This window comes from Halobacillus sp. Nhm2S1, from assembly GCF_019599545.1.
Classification (GTDB): Bacteria; Bacillota; Bacilli; order Bacillales; family Halobacillaceae; genus Halobacillus.
The window spans coordinates 547,604-572,064 of record NZ_JAIEZV010000001.1 but is presented as its reverse complement, the minus strand read 5'-3'; the positions used below and the strand labels follow the sequence as shown (position 1 = coordinate 572,064).

The window sequence follows — 24,461 nt, the reverse complement described above, 5'->3', positions numbered from 1 at the left end:
GGGAGACCTATGGCAGATAAGAAACAGATGAACGTCGGGGTCACTGGAATGACATGCTCTGCCTGCTCCACAAGAATTGAAAAAGTACTCAACAAAATGGAGGGTGTTGAAGCCAACGTCAACCTCGCCATGGAAAAGGCGAGTGTCCTTTATGACGAGTCCAAAGTGCAGCCGGAGGATATAGAGGCAAAGATCGAAAAGCTTGGCTATGGTGTTCAAAAAGAGCGTGTCGAGCTCGATATCCAAGGGATGACCTGTTCTGCCTGTTCAACAAGGATACAAAAAGTATTGTCTAGAACAGGTGGCATAAGTGAGGCGAACATCAACTTAGCTACAGAAGCGGGTGTCATCGAATACGATCCCCATACACTGAGCGTCGATGACATTATTGGAAAAGTGGAGAAGCTCGGCTATCATGCAGTGACGAAACAGAACCGGGAGAAACAGAAAGAGCAGAAAGAAGAAGAAATCAAAGAGAAAAAACGAAAACTCTGGATTTCAGCTTTGCTATCCTTTCCTCTTTTGTACACGATGGTCGGCCATCTACCTTGGGATATCGGTCTTCCGGTCCCGATGTGGCTGATGAACCCGTGGTTCCAATTCCTGCTCGCAACCCCCGTCCAATTTTATATCGGGGCCCAGTTTTATAAAGGAGCCTACCGGGCACTCTCCAATAAAAGTGCCAATATGGATGTCCTTGTAGCTTTGGGAACTTCGGCTGCCTATTTTTACAGCCTGGTCGAAGCCATCCGCTGGCAGTTGAATCCATCCATAACGCCTGAACTATATTTTGAAACGAGTGCCGTCCTGATCACCCTCATCCTCGTAGGGAAACTTTTTGAAGCGCTCGCCAAAGGCCGGACGACAGCAGCCCTGACAAAATTGTTGAATCTTCAGGCCAAAGAAGCGACGGTCATCCGTGATGGAAAAGAAGAAAAAGTTCCTGTCGATGATGTACAGGTCGGCGATGACATCCTCGTCAAGCCAGGAGAAAAAATCCCTGTCGACGGGACGGTTATCACAGGCGTTACGTCTGTCGATGAATCGATGATCACAGGAGAATCGATCCCTGTCGATAAACAACAAGGTGAACCTGTCATTGGTTCAACGATCAACAAAAATGGAACCATTACAATGAAAGCAGAAAAGGTAGGAAAAGATACGGCTCTATCCGGCATTGTCAAAATTGTAGAAGAAGCGCAAGGATCGAAGGCACCGATCCAAAGAACCGCCGATCAAATTTCTGGAATTTTCGTTCCGATCGTCGTCGGAATTGCTGTTTTGACTTTCCTTGTGTGGTTTCTGTTTGTATCTCCGGGAGAATGGCCGCCGGCCTTGGAAGCTGCTATTGCGGTGCTCGTCATCGCTTGTCCATGTGCGCTTGGCCTGGCTACACCGACCTCGATCATGGTCGGTACAGGAAAAGGAGCGGAACAGGGCATTTTGTTTAAAGGCGGTGAATATTTAGAGGGCACCCACCGACTGACGACGATTCTTTTAGACAAAACAGGTACCGTCACAAAAGGAAAGCCGGAAGTGACTGATTTTGTAGCTTTTGAGGAAGAGGAAACGTTACTGCCACTCGTCGTTGCTGCAGAAAAATCATCGGAACATCCGTTAGCAGAAGCGATTGTCCAATACGGAGAGGAGAAGGGTGTCACGAAAGCAGCCGCTGTTGAGTTCGAAGCGATTCCTGGGCACGGAATTAAAGCCGTAGTGGACGACAATCGGGTCGATATCGGAACAAGAAAATTAATGCAGCGGGAAAACATCGATTATGGCTTTTATGAAGAGTCCTTGGTTACACTGGAACAACAAGGGAAAACCGCGATGTTCATCGCTGTTGAAGGTGAATTGAAAGGCTACATCGCTGTCGCAGATTCAGTCAAGGAAACCTCCAAACAAGCGATTGCCGATTTGAAAGCGATCGGTCTGAGCGTCTATATGGTTACAGGAGATAATAAACGTACCGCCGAAGCGATTGCCAAAGAAGTCGGAATCGATGGAGTCTTTGCAGAGGTCCTTCCTGAGCAGAAAGCTCAAAAAGTGAAAGAACTGCAAAAACAGGGAGAAAAAGTGGCCATGGTCGGAGACGGCATCAATGATGCTCCTTCTCTTGCTACTGCCGATATCGGCATCGCCATCGGTACCGGATCCGATGTAGCGATTGAAACAGCAGACATTACACTTGTCGGTGGAGACCTTGCTCACTTGAGTCAGGCGATCCGCTTAAGCAGAAAGACGATGCGTAACATTCGTCAAAATCTCTTCTGGGCACTTGCGTATAACTCGGCCGGTATTCCAGTCGCTGCGATTGGACTTCTCGCTCCATGGGTGGCCGGCGCTGCGATGGCTTTCAGTTCCGTCAGCGTTGTCACAAACTCCCTACGCTTGAAGCGGGCGAGAATATAAACCCACGATAATAATGAAAGGATGTTGAAGATGGAAACAACATTAAAAGTAGAAGGAATGACATGTGGACACTGTAAAAGTGCTGTCGAAGGAGCTTTGAAAGAAGTCGACGGCGTAACCTCTGTTGACGTCAACCTTGAGACGGGTAATGTAAAAGTATCTCATTCAGAAACTGCCAATAAAGTAGAAATGAGAGAAGCGGTCGAAGAACAGGGCTACGATGTGGTATAACGAACAAACCCCCGGTGTAACACGCCCCGGGGGTATTTTTTAAAATGGGGTGAAATCTTATGGGTCATTTGAAAAAAGCAGTACTGAGCCTCCTGGCAGCCTCGACTATCCTTGGGGCTTGCAGTCAGGAAGTGGAAGAAGAAGCAACGGATTCTAAGGACAGCTCAGAAGAAAAGGGAGAAAAGCAGGAATACTTACAACCCTTTGAAGGAAATCTTGGACATGTTCATGGGCTTGGCCATATGGAAGAGGGGTTCGCTTTTGCCGCCCATACGGGAATCAAAATATACCAGGAGGGGGAATGGCAAGAAGCGGTTGATCACCCTCATGATTACATGGGCTTTCAGGTGAGAGAGGACGGATTTCTCTTTTCAGGTCACCCGATTCCCTCCAGTGACCTTCAAAATCCACTGGGTCTACAAAAAGGGAAAGTTTCTGAAGAGAGCTTAGAACCTCTTGCATTTGTCGGGGAAAGTGATTTTCACGTCATGGGAGCAGGGTTTGCCAATGAGTCTGTTTACGTGTTCAATGAGCAGCCTAATTCTCAATTGGATCAAGGGTTTTATAAAAGTACCGATCTTGGCTCAACATGGGAGGCTATCCCAGCTGAAGGAATCGAGGGTGGCGTTTTCCAGATGGCCGTCCATCCTACAGATGGAGAAACGATGGCTATCGCTACAGATTCCGGGGTTTTCCTGAGCGAAGATGGTGGACAGAGTTTTGAAGGGATTTCGGAGACTGGACAAGCGGGGGGCCTTTATTTTAGCGAAGACGAACTGTTTTACGGCTTGTATACCGGGGAAGCGACGATGACTTCCTATATCATTGGTGAAGCCGGCACTTCGGATGTCCCGCTCCCAGACCTGACAGAAGACGCGGTCATGTATTTTACCAAAACGGATAACAAAATGGCCATTTACACCTTTAATGGTTCCGCCTATATCTCTGATGACGGAGGAGAGAATTGGGAAAAGATTGTAGAAAAAGGGGAAACCGTCTCGTAATGAAGAAACTCCAATGGGATGCCGTTGGAGTTTTTTTACTTTTGGATACGCACCTGAAGATCTCTTCACGTCCGGTTATAAGAGAAAGACTCGCAGGAGGCGCCTGCGAGTCTTGAATCAACCAATAATATAGAAGAAAATCGAGAAAAAGTGAAGAATCGAACCGCCGAGCACGAACAAATGCCAGACCATGTGGTGGTATTTGAAGCTCCGCCAGACGTAAAAAATCGATCCAATCGAATACATGACGCCCCCGACAACAAGGTAAGTGATGCCTGCTGCAGGGACTTCTGCTGTCAATGGCCCCCAGGCAAGGACGATTAGCCAGCCCATCAGTACATAAAAGACCGTGGACATCACCACAAATCGTTTGACGAAGAACACTTTGAAAATGATGCCGAGAATGGCCATTCCCCAAACGATGCCGAACAACGTCCATCCGAGTGTACTGCGTAACGGAACGAGCATGATCGGCGTGTACGTTCCGGCAATGAAAAGGTAGATGGCGGAGTGATCAAAAATCTCAAACAAATCTTTGGCACGGCCGGGTGGGAAACTGTGAACAAGGGTCGAGGATACGAACAGGATGAGCATCGTGACCCCGTAGATCGTCACACTCGTAATATGCCAGGCATTGCCGCCGATACTTGCGAACACGATGAGCAGGACGAGCATGGCGATACTGAGAATGGCACCAATCCCATGGGTGATGGCATTGGCGATTTCTTCGCGCTTTGTAAAGGTGTGTGTCAGCACATTTTTCAACTCCAATTTCATGAACTGACTCCATTATACGCTTCAATCGTTTTTTTATAAAGAATGGAGGATTAAACAGGTTTATCCAGAACAGAAATGGGGGTACTAGATAGTCGGAAGAATGCTAGAGAGAGAATTGTCGGAATTTGCGTTCGTGCTTAGGGAGAAAGTGTGTTAGAATATGTAATGGTCTTAAGAGCGTCTCTTTCTGCTCCTTCAATGTTCAAGAAAAAGAGGAGTGAACAAGAACATGGTAAGTTTAGAAAAAGAAGCATTGAGAATCCCACTCGTTTCAGAACTTATGATTCCAGCTGAGAAAGTAGCCCACGTGCAAATTGGTAACCCGCTTGAGCATGCGCTTTTGGTGTTAGTGAAGTCTGGGTATTCTGCGGTACCGGTACTGGATCCTACCTTTAAATTTCAAGGAGTCATCAGCAAAACGAAAATTTTGGAAGAAACATTGGGAATTGAACAATTTGAATTGAACCGACTATCTGAAATGACGGTCAGTGAAGTGATGGATGATGAAGTGCCTTGTCTACAGCTTGGTGACAGTATGATTGATGCGATGCACAAGCTTATTGATTATCCGTTTGTCTGTGTGACGAATGAAGAGGGAGAATTCGACGGGATTGTAACACGTCGGACAATCCTTAAACAATTCAGCAAGCATTATCATGAAACGTTTAAACATACAATGGTAGAAGCAAGTCAATAAATTGATTATGATAGAATAGATGGCATCTAAGATGTCATCTATTTTTGTATTGAAGGTGAATCTACATATGAAGAAAGACAAAGAAAAACGGGGACTTGTGCTGGCATCGATCATGCTTGCCATGTTCCTTGCAGCGATAGAAGCGACGATCGTGTCCACGGCGATGCCGAGTATCGTAGCGGATCTCGGAGGGTTCAGCTTATACAGCTGGGTGTTTTCTGCTTATCTTCTGACGAATGCAGCGACTGTCCTGCTTTTCGGCCGATTAGCTGATGTTTTCGGTCGGAAACCGATCTTCATGCTCGGAATCAGCCTTTTTCTATTGGGAGCTGTTCTTTGCGCCCTTGCCCCTTCCATGAATGTTTTGATTGGGGCGAGACTCGTCCAGGGGCTCGGTGCTGGAGCCTTGATGCCCATTGCAACGACGATTGTCGGTGATATTTATACGAAAGAAGAGCGGGCGAAGATCCAAGGGTATTTATCGAGCGTCTGGGGCATCTCTGCTGTGACGGGGCCTGCACTCGGGGGGTTCTTCGTTGATTTTCTCTCCTGGCCGTATGTGTTTTGGATGAACCTTCCTCTCGGCCTGCTCGCGTTTTTGGGCATTCTCTTTTTCTTTAAAGAAGAAGTTTCCAAAGAAAAGAGGAATGTGGATATAGCCGGATCCATGTGGGTCGTCATCACGGTCAGCACGCTGATGATTATCCTAGTGGAAGGCGGAGTAGGGATCGATTGGATGTCCTGGACCATGCTTTCAATGGTGATTGTCGCTCTTGTTGGTGCACTGGCCTTTTTCTTCCATGAGAGGAAAACGGACGACCCAATGATGCCGATGGATTTATGGCACATTCGTTCCATCCGCTATGCCAACCTTACTTCACTTACGACCGGGATGATCCTCATCGGGGTGAGCAGCTATTTACCGGCCTTCGTGCAGGGGGTGATGGAGCAATCAGCGACCGTTGCCGGATTTACGCTTACGACCATGTCGATCGGCTGGCCGATTGCAGCCACCGTCGCCGGACGCTTGATTTTAAAAATCGGCTTTCGCCCAACCGCCGTCCTCGGCGGGGTCTCGCTCATCATCGGGGGAACCATCTTTTCCCTGCTCAGCCCGGAAAAAGGCCCCGTGTTTGCCGCCATGGGCTCCTTGTTCATCGGAATCGGGATGGGGCTGTCATCAACCTCCTTTATCGTCTCGATTCAAAACAGTGTCGATTGGCAAAAAAGAGGCATTGCGACAGCGACCAATATGTTCATGCGTACGATTGGCAGTGCCATTGGTGCAGCACTCCTTGGAGGGATTTTAAACAGCCAGGTGGCAAATGCGATTGAAAGTTCAAATCTTCCGGCCTCTTTCAGCGTCGATTCTGCCAATTCCCTTCTCAGAGAGGAAACGAGAGAGCAATTGAGCCAGGAAGCTCTCCTTGTTTTACAAGACGGTTTGACATCAGGGCTGCATCTCGTCTACATGGGATTACTTGTACTCGCTGTCTTGAGTTTTCTACTAATTCTCAGAATTCCAAAAAAAGAAGATTGAAAAAGTCTCTCTTCCTTTGATAAAGTAAAGGATGAAAGATACATAAAGGAGGAACTACTCATGAAACAGATGGACGCTAATGAAATCATTTCATTCATATCAAATAGTGAAAAATCAACACCGGTCAAAGTTTATTTGAAAGGTGAAAACTTAGAAAGCCTTGAGTTTGGTGAACAAGTACAGGATTTCATCACAGGCAACTCTGGAGTGATTTTCGGAGAATGGAAAGTCATCCAGCCGATTCTAGAAAAATATGAAAATGAAATCGAGGACTATGTCCTTGAGAACGACCGTCGAAATTCTGCTATTCCTCTGCTTGACTTGAAAAAAGTCAACGCGCGTATTGAGCCAGGTGCTGTCATCCGTGACCAGGTGGAAATCGGAGACGGAGCGGTCATCATGCTCGGAGCGATGATCAACATCGGTTCTGTCGTCGGTGAAGGCACGATGATCGACATGAATGTTGTCCTTGGAGGACGTGCAACGGTCGGAAAGAACTGCCACATCGGAGCAGGTGCAGTTCTTGCAGGAGTTATTGAACCACCTTCTGCCAAACCGGTTGTCATTGAAGATGGTGTCGTCATCGGTGCGAACGCTGTCGTACTTGAAGGGGTAACGGTCGGTGAAGGGGCGGTCGTTGCTGCAGGAGCGATTGTCACAGAAGATGTACCAGCGAACACCCTTGTTGCCGGCACACCTGCGAAAGTGATCAAGGAAATTGATGATCAGACGAAGTCCAAGACGGAGATCATGCAGGCACTTCGTAAACTGGATAACTGATTTTTTTTGATCCGATGAATAGAAGGAAGGGCCTTGCTCCTGGAGCAGGGCCTTTCGTATAGGGAGGGACCTTTTTGGAACAAGAATGGTTGAGTCAAATCAGAAGAGAGCTGCATCAAATTCCTGAACTTGGCTTTAAGGAGTACAAGACACAGCAGTATTTGTTGGATTATATAAACAAACTTCCTCAAGAAGCTTTGACAGTAGAAACGTGGCGAACAGGTATTTTTGTACGTGTCAAAGGGAGCGTCGGGGGAAAAACCATTGGTTACCGGGCGGATATCGACGGACTTCCGCTAACGGAAGAGACGGGTTATGAGTTTCAGTCCACCCATGAAGGACACATGCATGCCTGTGGTCATGACTTTCATATGACCATCGCCCTTGGAGCATTGACGCGACTCGCTCAGAATCCCGCTGAAGATGATGTCGTTTTCCTATTCCAACCCGCGGAGGAAGGGCCGGGAGGAGCAGAACCGATGCTTCAGTGTGAAGTGATGGAAAGGTACCGTCCGGACGTCATTTTCGGATTGCACGTGGCACCTGAACTTCCGGTCGGTTCCGTTTCTTCAAAGCCAGGATTATTGTTCGCCAACACGAGTGAACTGTTCATCGATTTCAAAGGTGTCGGGGGGCACGCGGCCTTTCCTCACTTGACTCACGATATGGTCGTAACAGCAAGTACCTTTGTTTCGCATCTGCAGCAAATCGTTGCCCGCAGAGTCGATCCACTGGACAGCGCGGTCATTACCATTGGAAGAATTGAAGCGGGGACGGTGCAGAACATTATCGCCCAGGCGGCCCGCTTAGAGGGCACGATCCGAACGTTGTCTCCAGAAGCTATGGAAAAAGTCAAAGCGGAGATCGAGAAGGTTGCGCGAGGTTTTGAGATCGCTAACGACTGCAGCATTCACATCGATTACGGGTCCAACTACCACCAAGTGTTCAACGATGCTGAACAAGTGCAGCGCTTTGAGCAGCTTGTACAAGAGACCGAATATCAATACAAAGAAGCGAACATGGCGATGACCGGTGAAGACTTCGGCTATATGGTGAAAGAGATTCCAGGGTTTATGTTCTGGCTTGGCGTCGATTCGAAAGCAGGTCTTCATCAATCCACGTTGAAACCGAAGGAAGAGGCACTCCCTGTAGGGGTCAATATCGTTGAAAAAACACTTAGAGAACTGTAAAAGGACGCATAGGTTGGTCATTCCAGTTAACAATAGAGGATAGATGAGAGAAGGAGGAAGTTTCCTCCTTCTTTTTTATAAGGAGTGGCCTTGATGGAAATAACGATTAAATTGACAGCAGTCGCACTCTTGATTCTGCTTACTGCTTTTTTTGTAGCCAGTGAATTTGCCATCGTAAAGGTTAGAAAAACAAGACTGGAATCTAAGGCAGCGGAAGGGCATAAGAAAGCAGAGAATGCCATCCGTGTTGTCAGTGATCTTGATTATTATCTCAGTGCCTGTCAACTAGGCATCACGATCACCGCCCTTGGGCTTGGTTGGTTAGGGGAACCGACACTGGAAGTTTTATTGAGACCTTTATTTGATCAAATTGCTCTACCCGAAGGTCTCACCCACACGCTTTCATTTGTGATCGCCTTTTTTGTCATCACCTTTTTACACGTCGTCCTCGGAGAGCTTGCACCTAAAACGATGGCGATTCAGAAGGCAGAAAGTATCACCCTGCTTTTATCCAGACCTCTCATGTTGTACAGCAAATTGATGTATCCGCTCATCTGGCTGTTGAACGGATCTGCAAATATTTTTGTGCGCATGCTCGGTTTCCAGACCGCTCGTGAATCAGATGAAGTGCACTCAGAAGAAGAGCTGAGACACATCCTTACAAAAAGTTATCAAAAAGGGGAGATCAACCGATCGGAGTATACGTATGTCGATCGCATCTTTGAATTCGATAACCGGACAGCGAAAGAGATCATGATCCCCCGCACAGAAATGGCCGTGCTTGATGTCAGGCAGTCGGTGACGAACGCGGTAAGGGAAGTGAAGCATAACCGCTATACCCGCTATCCGGTGATCGATAGCAGCAAAGATGAAATTATCGGCATTATTCATATGAAAGAACTGCTCTATGATGATGCGGAAAATCAAAGTACACTCCGGCCGTTTTTGCGACCGGTCATGAAAGTATTCGAGAATATCCCCATCCACGACTTGCTCGTGAAGATGCAGAAAGACCATACCCATATGGCTGTGCTCATTGATGAGTATGGGGGAACATCCGGAATCGTGACGGTGGAAGATATTCTCGAAGAAATTGTCGGGGAAATCCGCGATGAATTTGACGCCGAAGAAGAACGGGATATCAAACGACTGAAAAACGGTCACTTTTTAATAGAAGGTAAGACCGCCATCCAGGATATCAATGATTTCTTTGACATCCAATTGGATCACATGGATATCGATACAATCTCAGGTTGGATTTATACGAAAGATTTTGAGGCGAAAGAGGGGACCGTTGTCGAAGGAGAGGGGTACCGATTTAAGATCGTTGACCTCGTCAAAGGCCAAATAAAGAAAGTGGAAATGTGGAAAGAAGAAACAAAATAACCCGACCTCATCAGGTCGGGTTATTTCTATTATTAAGATTCTTTTTGAATATACACTTGATGCGGGAATGGAATTTCGATATCCGCAGCATCCAAGGCCTCTTTCATCGCTTTTCTCATATCACGTTCAACCGCCCATTGTTCCATGTTTTCCGTCTTACCAAGGATACGGATCACGACATCAGAAGAACCAAGGCTCTGGACACCAAGCACGTTCGGTCCTTCAACGAAACGCTCGTCCTCTGCAAATTGGTCCGCGACTTTTTGAAGAACAGCGAGTGCTTCATCAATGTTCTCATCATATCCGATGCCAATGTCCACAAGCGCACGCATGTTGCCGCGGGAGTGGTTGGCGACACCAACGATGTTACGGTTTGGAACAAAATTCAATGTTCCATCAAAGCTGCGGATCTTCGTTGTACGAATTCCGACTTCTTCAACGACCCCGTCATAACCGCCAGCTGTGACGTAATCATCGACTTCAATCTGGCGCTCAATTAGTAAGAAGAATCCGGTAACGATATCAGAAACAAGACCCTGGGCCCCGAATCCGATGGCTAGACCGAGAATTCCTGCACCTGCAAGCAATGGTCCAATTTCAATATTTACGGCACTGAGCAGCATCATAACCAAAATAAATAGTAAAACATAAGAAAACAGATTCACAGCAACTTTTTGCAGCGTTTTATTTCTTCCGTCTGTAATGTTCCGTTGCTGACTCATCCGGTTGATCGCTGCTTCAATCGCTTTCGTACCTAAAGGTTTAATTATCGCGAAGGCGATAAGGATAACAGCGATTTTAAGTCCTCCCGTGATCAGCCACTCGACGAGGACATCAAAATTAAAAACTAATCCTTCTTCAAATAAATTCATCAATAAACTCCTTTCTATCTTTTAGTCTCCTCTAATAGAATATCGGAATCTGACAGTAGAATTCAACGTTTTGCATTTAAAGACACAAATTTTATTTGGATAACACCAATATAAAGGTTGGATGCGTTGGAGAGAAGGGGGCAGGAGGTAGCGAATGAAGAAGGCATAGAAGGAAAACAATTTCCATAAATATGGAAGGATTGAGTTTTTTCAAGCTTTGGTAAGGCTGGAAGGTTTGATGCTTCTTATAGGATCGTTGAAGTCACTAGTAAAAGAGCAAAAGTCACCGATTAAAGCCCTAGAACCGCTGATAATAAAGACCATTGAAAGGTATATGATGTACTTTTTTTTAGAGAGTTCTGTCATACCCTTCAACAAAATATTCATCTACAACTTTGGAATGAGGGAAAATCATCCTCTAGATAGAAAATTTCAAAAATTATTGCAAATGGGTAGATATTTATTTCGTAACCCGATATATTTAATATTACGTTAAAAAATAAGAAGGAGGAAAACCTTTGGATACGTTTAAAAAACTAAAAGCATTTTATTGGCCATATCGAAAATTTTTCTTTTGGTCTTTGTTCTCATTATTTTTCGTAACCATCATTACTGTGGTCTACCCAATCGTATTGAAGATCACCATCGATGATGTTGTTCTCGCTGAAGAGTATCGTCTCATTCCTTATATATGTATCGCATTTATCGCACTCATGATCATCAAGGGATTCGCTACATATTTTCATCAGTATTTAGGGGACTTCTTCGGTATACGCTCGGTTTATACCCTTCGTGACGAGCTGTACAAAAAATTGCAGCGGCTTCCTTTTCGTTATTACGACAATGCCAAGACAGGAGATTTGATGTCGAGATTGACGGCAGATGTGGAAGGGTTCCGTTTTTTCCTTTCCTTTGGATTCTCAGAACTGATCCGAATCTTCCTTTTGATCGTCATCAGTTTGAGCGTCATGTTCTACTTCTCCGTTCCCCTTGCCCTTGTGACAATGGCTGCGATGCCGTTTCTTGCCCTTGTGGTGTACCGGTTTGATCGCAAAGTACACCCGGCATTCCGAAAGATCCGTAAGTCGTTCGGGAAGCTGAATACAAGGGTTCAAGAAAATATCAGCGGGATGAATACCGTTAAATCTCTTTCAAGAGAAAGTTTTGAGATCGGGCGTTTTTCAAATAGAAGTGAAGATTACCGATCCAAATTCATTACGACATCCAACATATGGGCGCGTTATTTCCCTCTGATGGAGTTCATCGGCAACGTGTCGGTCGTAGCCTTGCTTGCCTACGGCGGGTATATGGTTATGAATAATATGATGCAGCTAGGAGAACTGGTCGCCTTTTTCAGTTTGGTCTGGTACATTCTCGGGCCATTGATGAACTTAGGTTTCGTCATCAACCTTTTCTCACAGGCGAAAGCTTCCGGTGAGCGCTTGCTGGAGATTTTAGAAGCACCTGAAGAAATCTCTGAAAAAGAGGACTCCATTCACCAGGATCGTTTACAAGGGCACGTGACGTTCAAAGATGTCACCCTTACTTATGTTGAAGATGACGATTCCGCATTGAAAGATATCAGCTTTGATGCTCCTCCTGGAAAAACGATCGGACTGATCGGAGCTACAGGCTCAGGTAAAACGAGTATCACGCAATTGATCACCCGTTTTTACGAACCGGAAAAAGGGGAAGTCCTCGTCGATGGTCGTCCGGTACAAGATTATGGATTGAAAAGTCTTCGCAAAAACATCGGTTTTGTTTTACAAGAGTCATTCCTTTTCTCAACGACGATTAAAGAAAACATCGCATATGGAAATCCAGATGCGACGCTTGAAGATGTCATCGATGCCGCCAAAAGGGCACAGGCGCATGAATTTATCATGGATATGCCGGATGGGTATGACACCCTCTTAGGTGAACGTGGCATGGGACTCTCCGGAGGTCAAAAACAACGGATTGCGATTGCACGTGCGATCCTCATTGACCCGGCGATCCTCGTGTTGGATGATGCGACTTCTGCTGTTGATATGGAAACAGAATTCAAAATTCAAAAAGCGTTGCAGGAAGTGATGAAAGGACGCACGACCTTCATCATTGCCCATCGCATTTCTTCATTAAAACACGCCGATGAGATCATCGTTCTTGAAGACGGATGCGTCAAAGAACGTGGGGTTCATGAGGAACTTCTTACGAATGGTGGACCGTATCAACGAATTTACGATATTCAGTATCAGGATAAAGAGAAAATTTTAAAGACATCTAACATTTCATAAAAGGAGGGAGACCATGGCTCGCAAACCAAAGCATGAACCAGAAACGAGTACTCATTTGAATCGATTTAAATATACGCAGGACCAGGCGATTGAAAAGCCGTTCAACTGGGCTCAAATGTGGCGGCTGCTTACGTACTTGAAGCCTTATGCCAAAACATTGCTGCCTGTTGCCATCGTTGCGATGCTCATTTCCACCATCGTGAGGCTGGTTGTTCCCGTGTTAATTGGTCAAGTAGCGATCGACATTGCGATTGCTGAAGGGGACACCAATCTATTGATCCAACTCGTGGTGGGCATTGCCATCATGTATTTACTCAGTTATATCGGTAATGCACTTAGAATTAAATATGTGAACATCCTCGGTCAGAATGTGATCTATGACCTGAGGCAGCATTTGTTTTCCCACGTCCAAAGACTTTCTCATAAGTTTTTCGACTCGAGATCCGCAGGTTCGATCCTTGTCCGGATTATGAACGACATCAACTCCCTCCAGGAATTGTTCACGAATGGAATCATCAACCTGCTGATGGATGTCGTCATGTTGACAGGAATTGTCGTTATTCTATTAGTTTTCAGTCCAAAACTTGCCCTGGCGATTCTCGTTATCCTGCCGCTCATGTTCTATATCTCAACAAAGCTGCGCCGTAACATCCGCCGCTCCTGGCAGAATGTCCGGATTCAACAATCTAAATTGAATTCGCATCTAAATGAAAGCCTTCAGGGCATTCGTATTACTCAATCGTTTTCTCAGGAAAAAGAAAATACAGAATACTTCAATGGTGTGAATACGGATAACTTCCAATCCTGGAACACAGCTTCAAAGAAAAGTGCCATGTTCCGCCCATTTGTTGAAATGAGCAATGCAGTCGGAACGGTCATACTTATCGCTTATGGAGCTCATTTAATCTTGCAGTCAAGTATTGAAGTCGGTGACTTTGTCATGTTCGCTTTCTTCCTTGGCATGTTCTGGGAGCCGATCTCCCGTTTAGGTCAGATGTATAACCAACTCTTGATGGCGATGGCCGCCTCTGAAAGAATCTTTGAATTTCTGGATGAGGAACCGAATGTCGAAGAGAAGAAAGATGCGATTGAGCTGAAAGATATGCGCGGCCACATTGAATTTGATCATGTTCAATTCGCTTATGATTCCAAACGCGTTGCTCTACACGACATCAACCTTGAAATGAAGGAAGGGGAGACCGTCGCCCTTGTCGGTCATACGGGTTCTGGTAAATCGACGATTGCGAACTTGATCAGCCGCTTTTATGATCCGACTAAAGGAGCCGTCAAAATTGATGGGGTAGACTTGAAAGATGCTACGATTGATAGTGTGCGCCAGCAGATCAGTGTCGTCCTTCAGGATACCTTCATTTTCTCAGGGACGATCATGGAAAACATACGTTTCGGACGTCCGGATGCTTCCGATGAAGAAGTCATCGAAGCCGCGAAAGTCGTCGGAGCCGATGACTTTATCCAGCGTCTGAACAATGGATATGAAACGGAAGTAGAAGAACGCGGAAATATCCTTTCCGCCGGTGAACGACAGCTCTTGTCCTTTGCCCGTGCGCTTCTTGCTAATCCGAGGATTCTTATTCTGGATGAAGCGACCGCCAGCATCGATACCGAAACAGAACTGAAAATCCAACAGGCGCTTCGTAGACTGCTCAAGGGACGAACAGCAATCATGATTGCGCACCGCTTGTCGACCATACGGGAAGCGGACAATATTTTCGTTCTGGAAAACGGGCGCATCCTCGAGCAAGGCTCGCATGATGAATTGATGGACCAGGAAGGCGAGTACTATGATCTAGTAAAAGCCCAGTTCCAAATGCTCGATGCCATATGATTAAATATGTTTATTTCAAAAGACACCGGAAATCCGGTGTCTTTTTTATTCAACTAATTGGCAGGATTGTGGAAGACTCCGTTTCGAGACTTTTATTGAGTGGATGGGGGCTACGGGGAATAGCTCGCTTTCCGTGGGAGCGCGATGAGCCTCCTCAGGCTGACGCCTTGCGGGGTCTCACCTAGCACTCTTTTCCCGCAGGAGTCTCGCCATCCCTCTCCGCCCCTTTACTAAATCAGTGTCTCGAAACCACTTCCAGAACAAACAACTATTCGTTTGATTGGAGTATAAAATTAAAACTCCCATGCCTAGGGATTTGAACTTTGAAAGCTTGATACAGAGTGTTTTTGCTTCTAACAATCGGGATAGCGTAAGACAATCCAACTTGGTAAAGGGGTTCGATTATCACATACATCGAATGGGGTGGGTGGGAAGCTGCGAGACTCCCGTGGGAGAAGGAGATAGGCGAGATCCCGCAGGACGCAGTCCGAGGAAGCTCGGCGCTCCCCCACAGGAAAGCGAGTAGCTTCTCGGCCACCCCTGACGCTCAATGCAGGCAACGACTCCCGTGTCTCTCGAAACTGAGTGTTCCACAATTAGGAGCTTTCGTGGAAGAAGTGGTGTGCTGGTTATCGGCATTCGTACGTTAATTTAAATGACCAATAGGGAAGAAGAGATATAGGCAAAACGTTCGACAATCAAAAAGAGATCGGGTAATATCCTAATCAAATAGAAACTTTGTGAAGGATGTCACAAAATCGTCAACAACCATCTGACCATGAACCGTTTTCAAGCTTTATACTAACGGTAGAAGTGACCGATTTTAGTTAGGGGGAAGAAAGATGTTTGGTTTTGAAACCGTTGAAGTGAGCCGGGCACTCACGGCTATGACACTGCTTTTCCATGCGATTTTCGCGACGCTTGGAGTCGGTGTTCCTGTCCTCGTATCGATTGCCGAGCTCATCGGAATAAAGAAAAAAGATCCACACTATACCCTGCTTGCCCGTCGCTGGACACGCGGCTATACGATTACCGTAGCCGTCGGTGTTGTAACAGGTACAGCCATTGGTTTGCAGTTGTCACTGATATGGCCTAGTTTCATGCAGTTGGCGGGGAATGTGATTGCACTGCCACTATTCATGGAAACGTTCGCTTTCTTCTTTGAAGCGATTTTCCTTGGGATTTATTTATATACGTGGGATCGTTTTAAGAAACCGATCTACCACTGGCTATTATCCATTCCTGTTGTCATCGGTGGGACATTGTCAGCATTTTTCATTACTACAGTCAACTCCTTTATGAATACACCTCAAGGCTTCGAAATGGAGGACGGGCGTTTCACAGCGGTTGACCCGATAGCAGCGATGTTCAACCCTGCGACACCGACGAAGGTGTTTCACGTTATTTCATCCTCCTATTTAACGGCGGCTGCGGTCCTGGCTGGTATTGCAGCCTTCATCATTCTTATAAAAAAAGGGTCGCTCTACCATAAAAAAGCCTTGAAGCTAACGGTTACGATGACGTTTTTATTTGCGATTCTGACAGCTGTGGCCGGCGACTTGTCTGCCAAATTTCTTGCCGAGTTTCAGCCGGAAAAACTAGCAGCAGGGGAGTGGCATTTTGAGACTGAAGAAGGTGCCGATCTAGTCGTCTTCGGTACATTAAATGAAGACAATGAAGTAGAAAATGCCATAAGAATTCCAAACGCATTAAGTTTCCTTGCCTACGGCGATTTTAACGCAGAGGTGGAAGGGTTGAATGAAACGCCGGAAGAGGAACGGCCCCCTCTATGGATCCACTACATGTTTGATCTCATGGTCAGCATCGGGTTTTATACGCTAGGTATCTCGTTCCTATTCCTCATATTCTGGAAGATGAAAAAATGGAACGAATACAACCCGCTTCTCTTATGGGGAATTGTAGCTACAGGCCCGCTTACGATGCTTGCTATTGAATTTGGATGGGTTTACGCAGAAGTAGGCCGCCAACCATGGATTTTACGTGGGTTTATGACCGTAGCAGAAGGTGCCACAACCTCTCCGTATGTGTTTTCGATGTTTATCCTTTTCGCAGCTGTGTATCTTGTCCTCGGTATGGGATGTCTCATCACACTGCGGAAAATATTTAAAGGAAAACCGGCTGAATTGGAGTTGGAACATCGTTATCCTCAAACAGCCGCTGCAAGTAAGGAGGATGACGTATGAGTTATGAATTGATTGGGATTTCCGTTCTATGGCTCTTCCTCTATGGATATTTGATCGTTGCTTCCGTTGATTTCGGTGCTGGCTTCTTCGCTTACTACGCAAGAATGACAAAGAAGGATCACTTGATCAACCAGCTGATTTCCCGGTATTTATCGCCTGTGTGGGAAGTGACCAACGTATTTTTCGTCTTCTTTTTCGTAGGACTCGTTGGATTTTTCCCGGATATGGCCTACTATTTTGGTCAAACGCTTTTGATTCCGGGAAGTATCGCCATTGTCCTGCTCGCAATCAGGGGGTCCTTTTATGCCTTTGAGAATTATGGATCGAAGGATAACTCTCTTTATATGTTTCTGTATGGGGCCACTGGATTACTCATCCCTGCATCTCTTTCGACTGCACTTACCATATCTGAAGGTGGATTCATTGAGGAAACGGCATACGGGGTGCAGCTCCTATACGGAGAGTTGATATCAAGTCCCTATTCCTGGAGTGTCGTTTTCCTTGCCATCGTTAGTGTCCTTTATATCAGTGCCATGTTCCTGACGTATTATGCTAACCGGGCAGGTGATAAGCCTGCGCTTGAAATCCTTAGAAAATACGCGTTATTTTGGAGTTCGCCGACCATCATTGCCAGTCTCACGACGTTTATCGCGCTTAGTCAGCAGAATATGGACCATTACCAACGAGCGATAGAATTATGGTGGGTCTTCGGTATATCCGTAGCCTTTTTCATGATTGCTGTCTTCCTAGTCTATCAAGGGAAGTATTACGGCTGGGCGTTTATTGCTGTCATGATTCAATTTTTCATCGCCTTCTTTGGTTACGGAGCTTCTCACTTGCCGTACTTGCTTTACCCATATGTAACCATTACAAGTGGCGTGACCAATGAGTCCATGGCTATTGCTCTGGTCATCGTCTTCATTGCCGGACTGCTTTTGTTAATCCCGTCACTCATCCTATTGATGCGTCTATTCCTTTTCGATGCGGATTATGTCAAAGGTAAAAAATAAAGCCATCCACTAAAAAGCTTAGAGTCTATAGACTCTAAGCTTTTTTTCGAGTTTACTTGATGATAGGGTATCGTTCTTATAAACGGTTTTGCCTGATCACTAAACGGTTCTAAATACAAAGAAAACTAGCAAAGTACAGATAGATTCTAAATTGAAATTGATGATTCCGCATGTGGAGTAAGGTTTTATATGATAGAATAAGCTTAGATTTTGCGAGACAGTTGGAGGTTGACGTATGAAAAAAGAATTTGCCGTCATCGGTCTCGGCCGCTTCGGGGGCAGCATCTGCCGCGAATTGAGCCGAGAGGGAATGGAAGTCCTTGCCCTCGACCTTGATGAAGATAAAGTAAACGAATATCGGGATATCGCCTCACACGCTGTTATAGCCGATTCTACAGATGAAAATGTGCTGAAAGAGCTCGGGTTTCGGAACATTGATCATGTCATCGTAGCCATTGGTGATAACATTCAGGCGAGCATGCTGACAACATTAATTCTAAAAGAAATGGGCATCAAGATGATCACAGTCAAAGCCCAAAATGATTACCATGAAAAAATACTGAACAAGATTGGAGCCGACCAAGTCGTTCACCCGGAACGAGATATGGGGAAACGAATCGCTCACAATATTATCTCAAATAACATCCTTGATTATATCGAACTTTCTGATGATCACAGTGTCGTCGAGGTAAAAGCCGGAAGCAAAATGGGCGGACAAACACTTGTTGATCTTGACATCCGAGCTGAATATGGATGTAACGTCGTCGCAATCAAACGGGATAAGGATGTCATCGTCTCTCCGATGGCAACGGAGGAAATTAAAGAGAGCGATGTGCTTATTGTGATTGGTGCGGATAAAGATATCAGTCGCTTTGAAAAGAACCTCGTATTAGAGGATTAATAAGAAAAGCCATAGAAATAGATAAAAAGGAAGAAGACGCCATGTAATTTGAGCGTCTTCTTCCTTTTTTATCTTTATATATAGGATTTATTCGTTAAGTTTGTGATACAAGGTAATTTCGAATGCCCTTTAGTAGACGAAAGTCATTAAGTTTATGAAACATAAAATAAGAACGCACATTTCCTCTCATTCGGAGGCGAGTGGATTAGGTTCTCTTTTTACCGCAGCATCCGCCACGGGGACGAATGGCTTTACTTGGAGTTGTGTTAATGATAATCGGTTGGTTGGAAGCTTTCACAAAAGGCTTATTTTGAACTTGTCTTTTCACTTTCCTGGCTTTCACGTTTACCTCTCCTTAACCTTGATATTTTATTATAATCAAAAATGGTGGAAAGGGAAGGGCAGATGTTTATTCTATGGAAAAAGGGTGTTCGTCATAAGTGCGATTTTTAATGGAATAACATTTTACGGTTGGAGGGATATTTTTATAGGAGATAATCATCATTTTTATATCGTCATCCGGATGATTTTTAAGATCATAAAAGGAAGGAACTGGTGCTGTGGTTGGGTGAGAGTGATAAACGCCCAGCACCGTCTGATGGATTGCTGTTATTCTCTTTAATGTCTCTTCGACGACCTTCTTACTCACATAAAAGCGATGAGGCGACTTCCATTCATTTTCTAACGGCCATAACTTTTGAATATCGCTGGGACCTTCACCAGTGAGTAGACCACACGTTTCATAGGGGAGAGCTTCAGAACCTTGGAGAATCATCTGATCATATAAATCCTTCAGTATTTTCATATCAGCTGTTCCACCGCTGGAAAATAGAAAGCAGGGATCGTTCCTTTTTCTTCATGGATTCACTACTGGAAGGAAGGTTTGAATGATCCTTGGTTTCTATTTGATTATTTTCACTGTTCGATTCATCTCTCTTCATCCTTGGTTTCTGCGCTTCTGCATGGTAAATGGCCATTTGTGCAGATTCTGGTTTCATCAATTGAAATTGAATATTCGTTTTCTTTGTGGTCTTCTCTTTGTTTATTCCGACGTGGGCGGTTTCTTTATCGTTTTTTTTTGAGTTTGCCTTTATCGTTGTCTGCTGGTTGAAGTCGAACTGAGGGTTGACGTAAGTTTTTGATTTTCCAGCTTTGGCTCTCGTCGGTTTAGGAAACGATGAGGGGCCTTGGAACCCCTGTGTATTGGCAGAGTAGTTTTGCTGGTAGGACGTATAGGGATGTTGGTGACTCATTGGCTGATGGTAATCATTTCGTTGTGGTGAGATCCTCTTTGATTGAAGCATATTTTGAAGCTTCCGAAAATCGGAGGTTTGAACTTTTCCTTTTTGCTTTGCAGGGTGTTCAGCAACAGGGATTTCCTTCTGATGCTCAACGGTTTGCATTTGTTGCTTCAACTGCTGGATTTCCTGAGTCAAACGAGTGACCTCGTTCACTTCCTCTGCTTTTTTAGCAGACCCTTGATTATCCATGAAACGATTCATTTTCTCCATTAAATCATGGACTTGAAGGCGGTCCATTTTCTCTTTAATAAAGTCGATGTCTTTTTGCAATCCGTTCACCGTTTCCTTCACGGATTGTATTTGAGCAGCGAGTTGTTGGGATCTCTGCTCGGCGTTGTAATGGTATTCATCCATTTTCTTTAAAACTCCTTCTGTTTGATTCTTAGAATCATGAGATTCTTGTTTGATAAGAAGGTAGTCATCGATGACATTGGTTTTCTGTAGTGATTGCAGCATCTCTTTATAAAGCGACAATTTTTCCAGTTTAGATTCTAGTTCTTTTGAGTTGTTCGGACGTTTTTGATCCATCACTCATCACCCTTTTCAAGCACATTAATATACTATTTTTGTGTTTCCAATACGTGACATATGTGCCGGTTATTTCGTAAATTCCTCAATTGTATTCGTGTACTAATCATTGTATGCCTTGAAAAAAGGATTATTTTAGATTTTTCTTTTTATAAGGACAGTCTCAGCCATCCATGTTCATGAATCTACTATAGGTGTTCGCACAAAATGCTAAAACGTACGAAATATCAGCATTTGCACTAGACCCATCGGTACATCTGTTCATATGCTACGAATGAAAGAAAAATCTTATTCGGAGGTGTTTGCATATCATGCAAGCAAAAAATCTTACTGGGGGCCAGGAGCTCCTATGTATCAACACAGAAAAAGTTTATGATTGGATTATCAATGAAGCGACTTTCGATTTGAGTGTTGATGGACTTGAACTACCAGTCGGTCCAGATGGGGCTCAGTTGACATGTGACGATATCGTCATCGATTCAGTAACATGTGAAGTGGAGCCTGTGGATGTCGAGGTTCTTGGCCGAGTCGATCAGGAACTTGTTGTCGATGGTACGTTGCTGACTTTGCAGCTTGTCAACATCCGTAAAAACTTTGAAGTGACCATTTCTGTTGAACTTACACCTGAATTAGGTGGAGGAACCGTTGAGGTTGGAAGCGCTACATTCACGCGCTGTGAGCAGGTCCTTCTTTGCGCACCAGAAGGAACAGACATTGATGTGGATTACACGGACTTGAGCTGCTTCGTTTGCACAGCTTCCTGTGTAGAAAATGGAACAGAAGTCGACGAGCTTGATGTTGATGTGACTGTACGTCTATGCCAAAGCATTCAGTCCACATACGATGTCACACTTGAAATCGTAGCAGAGTTCTGCCAACCGCGTGATATTCTTCCTATCCCGCCTTGCCCGACTCCTACAATTCCACCACAATGCCCTGTATTGTTCCCAAATGTTGATGGCGACAATGGTGATGATGCTTAAATATTAAGCATAGATTAAAAGAGAGGATCTGATCCTCTCTTTTTATTTTTGCAAAAAATGGTGAACCCTCAAACGGCGGGTCCTCCATTAATAGGAAGTCATGGAGACTAGAGGAGGTGGTCAATGTGGAGGACAACATTTCACAATGGAAGAGAAAGAATGACCAGTATCTTCAATCCATTAAAGCGAAGATTCAAGCACTAAAAAAACACCAGGCTCGATCCACGTACTGTTATTTTACATATTCTATTCATTTTTCCCACGACCCAGCTCAAGAAAGCATGCTTATTGGAAGTTTTCATATCTATAATCATCAAATGGAACCCTTCCGTAACCCCTACATCTGTCTGAAGCTTAAAGAAGCTTCCATCCTTCGGTTTTCCGGAAAATATGTTTACAAGGACTCAACCATGAAAATGCGCATGCCGGGAGCCTGGGAAAGGATGAATGAAAAATCCGATAAAGAAGAGTTTTGGTTGAAGCCAATAGAGGTGAATCAGATAGAGCCTGGCAACCTCTTATCGTTTAATAATTTCCAAATGAAATGGTCACCTCAAGAGAATTATACAGAGAGCATGAAAGGTTTTACGTATGGGGATGGATTTGAAAATGGCATCCCTTCTTTGAATCAAATTCATGTTAGTGGAACGAATGTGAGGGAGGGGGAAGGCTGAGGTGGATGACCTGGAACTCCAAATTTTAATGAAAAAGTATCTAAAACAATGGATGGTTCGTAAATTGGGAGAAGTAAAGGAAGGCGATACAGGCAAGAGTTTCATGTTTTTGGATGGGGAGACCATTCATATGCTATTTATAATGATGATGTTCCATCAAGGACACTCCTGGAATAAACCTGTGGCTTCCGCTCCTCTAGACAATGAAAAATGGGAGTCCCTTATGGAAGAACAAGAAAAAAAGCTCAAGGACATTCTTGATTTGTTGGAGGAGTAAGTGGATTTGTTGATGGGAGGAATGAAAATGGAAAAAGACACAATCGTTCTTCAACAGAAAATCATTCATTTTAAGTCAGAACTCGCCAAATACAAAGAGAAAGTCAAGGATTATCAGGAAAACTACCATTATGCTCTTTTAAGTAAATTAAAAAAAGAAAATGCTGAACTCTTGCAGGAGAATGAAGAACTGATTAAAGAAAAAGGCGTAGCCACAGAAGAAGCCCATCGCAGGATTCAAGGAATAGAATCCCAATTGTCCAATAGCCAGAAGCGTCAAGAAGCGTTACAAGAGGAAGCGGCTGTGTGGAGGGAAAAAGCGGAACGGTATCAAAAAAATTTCTCGGAGATTTCCCAACACCTTTCCTCATCTAAAAAAGAGATCACTCAAGTCGAGTATCGGCTCCATAAGAAAGAAAAAGAACTGGATGAGATAAAAATAGAGTGGAAAAAATCCATCCAGGAGTATGAAGAAAAAGCATCTGCACATGCGGCACGCTTGGCTGATCTATCCGGAGAAAACCAATCGTTGAAAGAAAGCATGGAAATGATCCTTCAAGAAAAAGAAGAATTAAATGGAAAGGTCCAGGGGTTAGAGTCTCAACAAGTGGAAAGAGACAAACAAATGGATACGTACAAAAAATCCTTACATCAGGCAGAAGAAACCTATGCTGAATTGATGAATAAACAGGAGAAAGAGAAAGAAGAGTATACAAAACTGAAAGCTGCCTATGAAGATAAGGATAGAAAATTCAATAAACTCCTTGCTAAAAATGAATCGCAGGCAAGCAGGTTAAAGAATTCTTTAGAAGAAAAGTCCGAACAGCAGGCCACGATTCGACATTTAAAAAATGAGCTTGAAAAACGAAGTGCCACGAGTAAAGCGTTTGAGCAGAAATTGCCGACTTTACAAGACTCGATTCAAAAATTGAAGCAGGAAAAAGACAAATTAATGGGTCAGCAAAAAGTAAATGACCAATTGCTTCAACAATTAAAAAAAGAAAAAGAGCAGTTCGAGACGAACAATCAGGTTTACGAAAAGGAATGTCAGCAATGGAAGAAGAAAGAGGAAGAATGGGAGCGGACGAAAGGGCAGTTAGAAAAGAAATTATCTGCCGCCCGCTCTGAACTGGAGCAAAAAGAACAGTCTTTGCATCAATGGAAGGCTGAGAATGAAAAACTGGTGAAACTCAATCAAAAATACTTGCATGCTTTTTCAAATGAAACAGGGGATGCTTCCGAAGATATGATAACCTTTTTAGATGAGCAAATGAAAAAGATCCTTGGTCAGACTTTTGAATACGAAGAAGAACTGGATTCGAAAATTCTGTTTATGAAGTCTCTGGAGGAGAAAATTGATCAGCTGGGAAATGAAATACTTGAACTGGAAGACAAAGAGAATAAAAAGTAGTTCAGAAAGCGCTGCGAATGATTATTCGCAGCGCTTTTTTTATTTTATCAGTAAATAGATCGAAAATGAGAAACGATAAGACTGATAGGCAGCACATGGATGATTAGGTTTGCTCATCCATCTTTTTGTTTAAGAAAAGCGGGAAAAGGAAATAAGAAAGGT

General features: G+C 44.5%; 22 protein-coding genes. 17 read left to right on the top strand and 5 right to left on the bottom strand.

Annotation, left to right across the window (positions count from 1 at the left end):
• Nucleotides 1–9: 9 nt before the first annotated feature.
• Genes K2225_RS02890 through K2225_RS02880 form a run of 3 tightly spaced genes read left to right on the top strand, consistent with a single transcriptional unit; the run spans nucleotide 10 to nucleotide 3,647 of the window.
• Nucleotides 10–2,412, top strand: a complete 2,403-nt coding sequence (locus tag K2225_RS02890; protein WP_220583388.1) for a heavy metal translocating P-type ATPase — start codon at nucleotides 10–12, stop codon at nucleotides 2,410–2,412.
• 30 nt (nucleotides 2,413–2,442) lie between these two features.
• Entirely contained in the window at nucleotides 2,443–2,643 is a 201-nt protein-coding gene (locus K2225_RS02885; RefSeq protein WP_220583387.1) for a copper ion binding protein, read from the top strand.
• Nucleotides 2,644–2,702: 59 nt separating this feature from the next.
• Complete coding sequence (locus tag K2225_RS02880; RefSeq protein WP_220583386.1) at nucleotides 2,703–3,647, top strand: F510_1955 family glycosylhydrolase; 945 nt, start codon at nucleotides 2,703–2,705, stop codon at nucleotides 3,645–3,647.
• Between the two features lie 117 nt (nucleotides 3,648–3,764).
• Here the strand turns inward: K2225_RS02880 and trhA are convergent, their stop codons facing one another.
• The gene (gene trhA, locus K2225_RS02875; protein ID WP_220583385.1) at nucleotides 3,765–4,424 is read right to left on the bottom strand and encodes a PAQR family membrane homeostasis protein TrhA; all 660 of its coding nucleotides are present in this window, start codon (nucleotides 4,422–4,424) and stop codon (nucleotides 3,765–3,767) included.
• A gap of 229 nt (nucleotides 4,425–4,653) precedes the next feature.
• Here trhA and cbpB point away from each other — a divergent pair, with 229 nt between their 5' ends.
• From cbpB to K2225_RS02850, 5 genes are all read left to right on the top strand, one after another.
• Nucleotides 4,654–5,121, top strand: a complete 468-nt coding sequence (gene cbpB, locus K2225_RS02870) for a cyclic-di-AMP-binding protein CbpB (RefSeq protein ID WP_220583384.1) — start codon at nucleotides 4,654–4,656, stop codon at nucleotides 5,119–5,121.
• 67 nt (nucleotides 5,122–5,188) lie between these two features.
• Entirely contained in the window at nucleotides 5,189–6,661 is a 1,473-nt protein-coding gene (locus tag K2225_RS02865; RefSeq protein WP_220583383.1) for an MDR family MFS transporter, read from the top strand.
• A gap of 60 nt (nucleotides 6,662–6,721) precedes the next feature.
• Nucleotides 6,722–7,441, top strand: a complete 720-nt coding sequence (gene dapD, locus K2225_RS02860) for a 2,3,4,5-tetrahydropyridine-2,6-dicarboxylate N-acetyltransferase (RefSeq protein WP_220583382.1) — start codon at nucleotides 6,722–6,724, stop codon at nucleotides 7,439–7,441.
• A gap of 74 nt (nucleotides 7,442–7,515) precedes the next feature.
• The gene (locus K2225_RS02855; protein WP_220583381.1) at nucleotides 7,516–8,631 is read left to right on the top strand and encodes an N-acetyldiaminopimelate deacetylase; all 1,116 of its coding nucleotides are present in this window, start codon (nucleotides 7,516–7,518) and stop codon (nucleotides 8,629–8,631) included.
• A gap of 93 nt (nucleotides 8,632–8,724) precedes the next feature.
• The gene (locus K2225_RS02850) at nucleotides 8,725–10,017 is read left to right on the top strand and encodes a hemolysin family protein (RefSeq protein WP_220583380.1); all 1,293 of its coding nucleotides are present in this window, start codon (nucleotides 8,725–8,727) and stop codon (nucleotides 10,015–10,017) included.
• A gap of 32 nt (nucleotides 10,018–10,049) precedes the next feature.
• On the opposite strand, the gene K2225_RS02845 is transcribed toward K2225_RS02850, so the two are convergent.
• On the bottom strand, nucleotides 10,050–10,889 hold the full coding sequence (locus K2225_RS02845; protein WP_220583379.1) for a mechanosensitive ion channel family protein: 840 nt from the start codon (nucleotides 10,887–10,889) through the stop codon (nucleotides 10,050–10,052).
• A 518-nt stretch (nucleotides 10,890–11,407) separates the two neighbouring features.
• Here K2225_RS02845 and K2225_RS02840 point away from each other — a divergent pair.
• The 5 genes from K2225_RS02840 (at nucleotide 11,408) to K2225_RS02820 (ending at nucleotide 19,126) form a co-directional block, all read left to right on the top strand.
• Nucleotides 11,408–13,165, top strand: coding sequence for an ABC transporter ATP-binding protein (locus tag K2225_RS02840; RefSeq protein ID WP_220583378.1), 1,758 nt, complete (start codon nucleotides 11,408–11,410; stop codon nucleotides 13,163–13,165).
• A 13-nt stretch (nucleotides 13,166–13,178) separates the two neighbouring features.
• Nucleotides 13,179–15,011 carry an ABC transporter ATP-binding protein gene (locus K2225_RS02835; protein ID WP_220583377.1) on the top strand — a complete coding sequence of 611 codons (1,833 nt, stop codon included), beginning with the start codon at nucleotides 13,179–13,181 and terminating at the stop codon, nucleotides 15,009–15,011.
• A gap of 842 nt (nucleotides 15,012–15,853) precedes the next feature.
• On the top strand, nucleotides 15,854–17,215 hold the full coding sequence (locus K2225_RS02830; protein WP_220583376.1) for a cytochrome ubiquinol oxidase subunit I: 1,362 nt from the start codon (nucleotides 15,854–15,856) through the stop codon (nucleotides 17,213–17,215).
• Nucleotides 17,212–18,225, top strand: a complete 1,014-nt coding sequence (locus tag K2225_RS02825; protein ID WP_220583375.1) for a cytochrome d ubiquinol oxidase subunit II — start codon at nucleotides 17,212–17,214, stop codon at nucleotides 18,223–18,225. The genes K2225_RS02830 and K2225_RS02825 overlap by 4 nt, the downstream gene beginning before the upstream one ends.
• A 235-nt stretch (nucleotides 18,226–18,460) precedes the next feature.
• The gene (locus tag K2225_RS02820; protein WP_089652745.1) at nucleotides 18,461–19,126 is read left to right on the top strand and encodes a potassium channel family protein; all 666 of its coding nucleotides are present in this window, start codon (nucleotides 18,461–18,463) and stop codon (nucleotides 19,124–19,126) included.
• A gap of 205 nt (nucleotides 19,127–19,331) precedes the next feature.
• Here the strand turns inward: K2225_RS02820 and K2225_RS02815 are convergent, their stop codons facing one another.
• From K2225_RS02815 to K2225_RS02805, 3 genes are all read right to left on the bottom strand, one after another.
• Nucleotides 19,332–19,469: a hypothetical protein gene (locus tag K2225_RS02815; RefSeq protein ID WP_220583374.1), complete on the bottom strand. Its 138-nt coding sequence runs from the start codon at nucleotides 19,467–19,469 to the stop codon at nucleotides 19,332–19,334.
• Between the two features lie 66 nt (nucleotides 19,470–19,535).
• Entirely contained in the window at nucleotides 19,536–19,931 is a 396-nt protein-coding gene (locus K2225_RS02810) for a M67 family metallopeptidase (RefSeq protein ID WP_220583373.1), read from the bottom strand.
• A 1-nt stretch (nucleotide 19,932) separates the two neighbouring features.
• On the bottom strand, nucleotides 19,933–20,955 hold the full coding sequence (locus K2225_RS02805; protein WP_220583372.1) for a hypothetical protein: 1,023 nt from the start codon (nucleotides 20,953–20,955) through the stop codon (nucleotides 19,933–19,935).
• Between the two features lie 311 nt (nucleotides 20,956–21,266).
• On the opposite strand from K2225_RS02805, the gene K2225_RS02800 reads away from it, so the two are divergent.
• From K2225_RS02800 to K2225_RS02785, 4 genes are all read left to right on the top strand, one after another.
• Nucleotides 21,267–21,938: a BMQ_0737 family morphogenetic spore coat protein gene (locus K2225_RS02800; protein ID WP_160912922.1), complete on the top strand. Its 672-nt coding sequence runs from the start codon at nucleotides 21,267–21,269 to the stop codon at nucleotides 21,936–21,938.
• A gap of 125 nt (nucleotides 21,939–22,063) precedes the next feature.
• Nucleotides 22,064–22,612 carry a hypothetical protein gene (locus K2225_RS02795; RefSeq protein ID WP_220583371.1) on the top strand — a complete coding sequence of 183 codons (549 nt, stop codon included), beginning with the start codon at nucleotides 22,064–22,066 and terminating at the stop codon, nucleotides 22,610–22,612.
• Nucleotide 22,613: 1 nt separating this feature from the next.
• Entirely contained in the window at nucleotides 22,614–22,889 is a 276-nt protein-coding gene (locus K2225_RS02790; RefSeq protein ID WP_220583370.1) for a hypothetical protein, read from the top strand.
• 27 nt (nucleotides 22,890–22,916) lie between these two features.
• Entirely contained in the window at nucleotides 22,917–24,299 is a 1,383-nt protein-coding gene (locus K2225_RS02785) for a coiled-coil domain-containing protein (protein ID WP_220583369.1), read from the top strand.
• Nucleotides 24,300–24,461 lie beyond the last annotated feature (162 nt).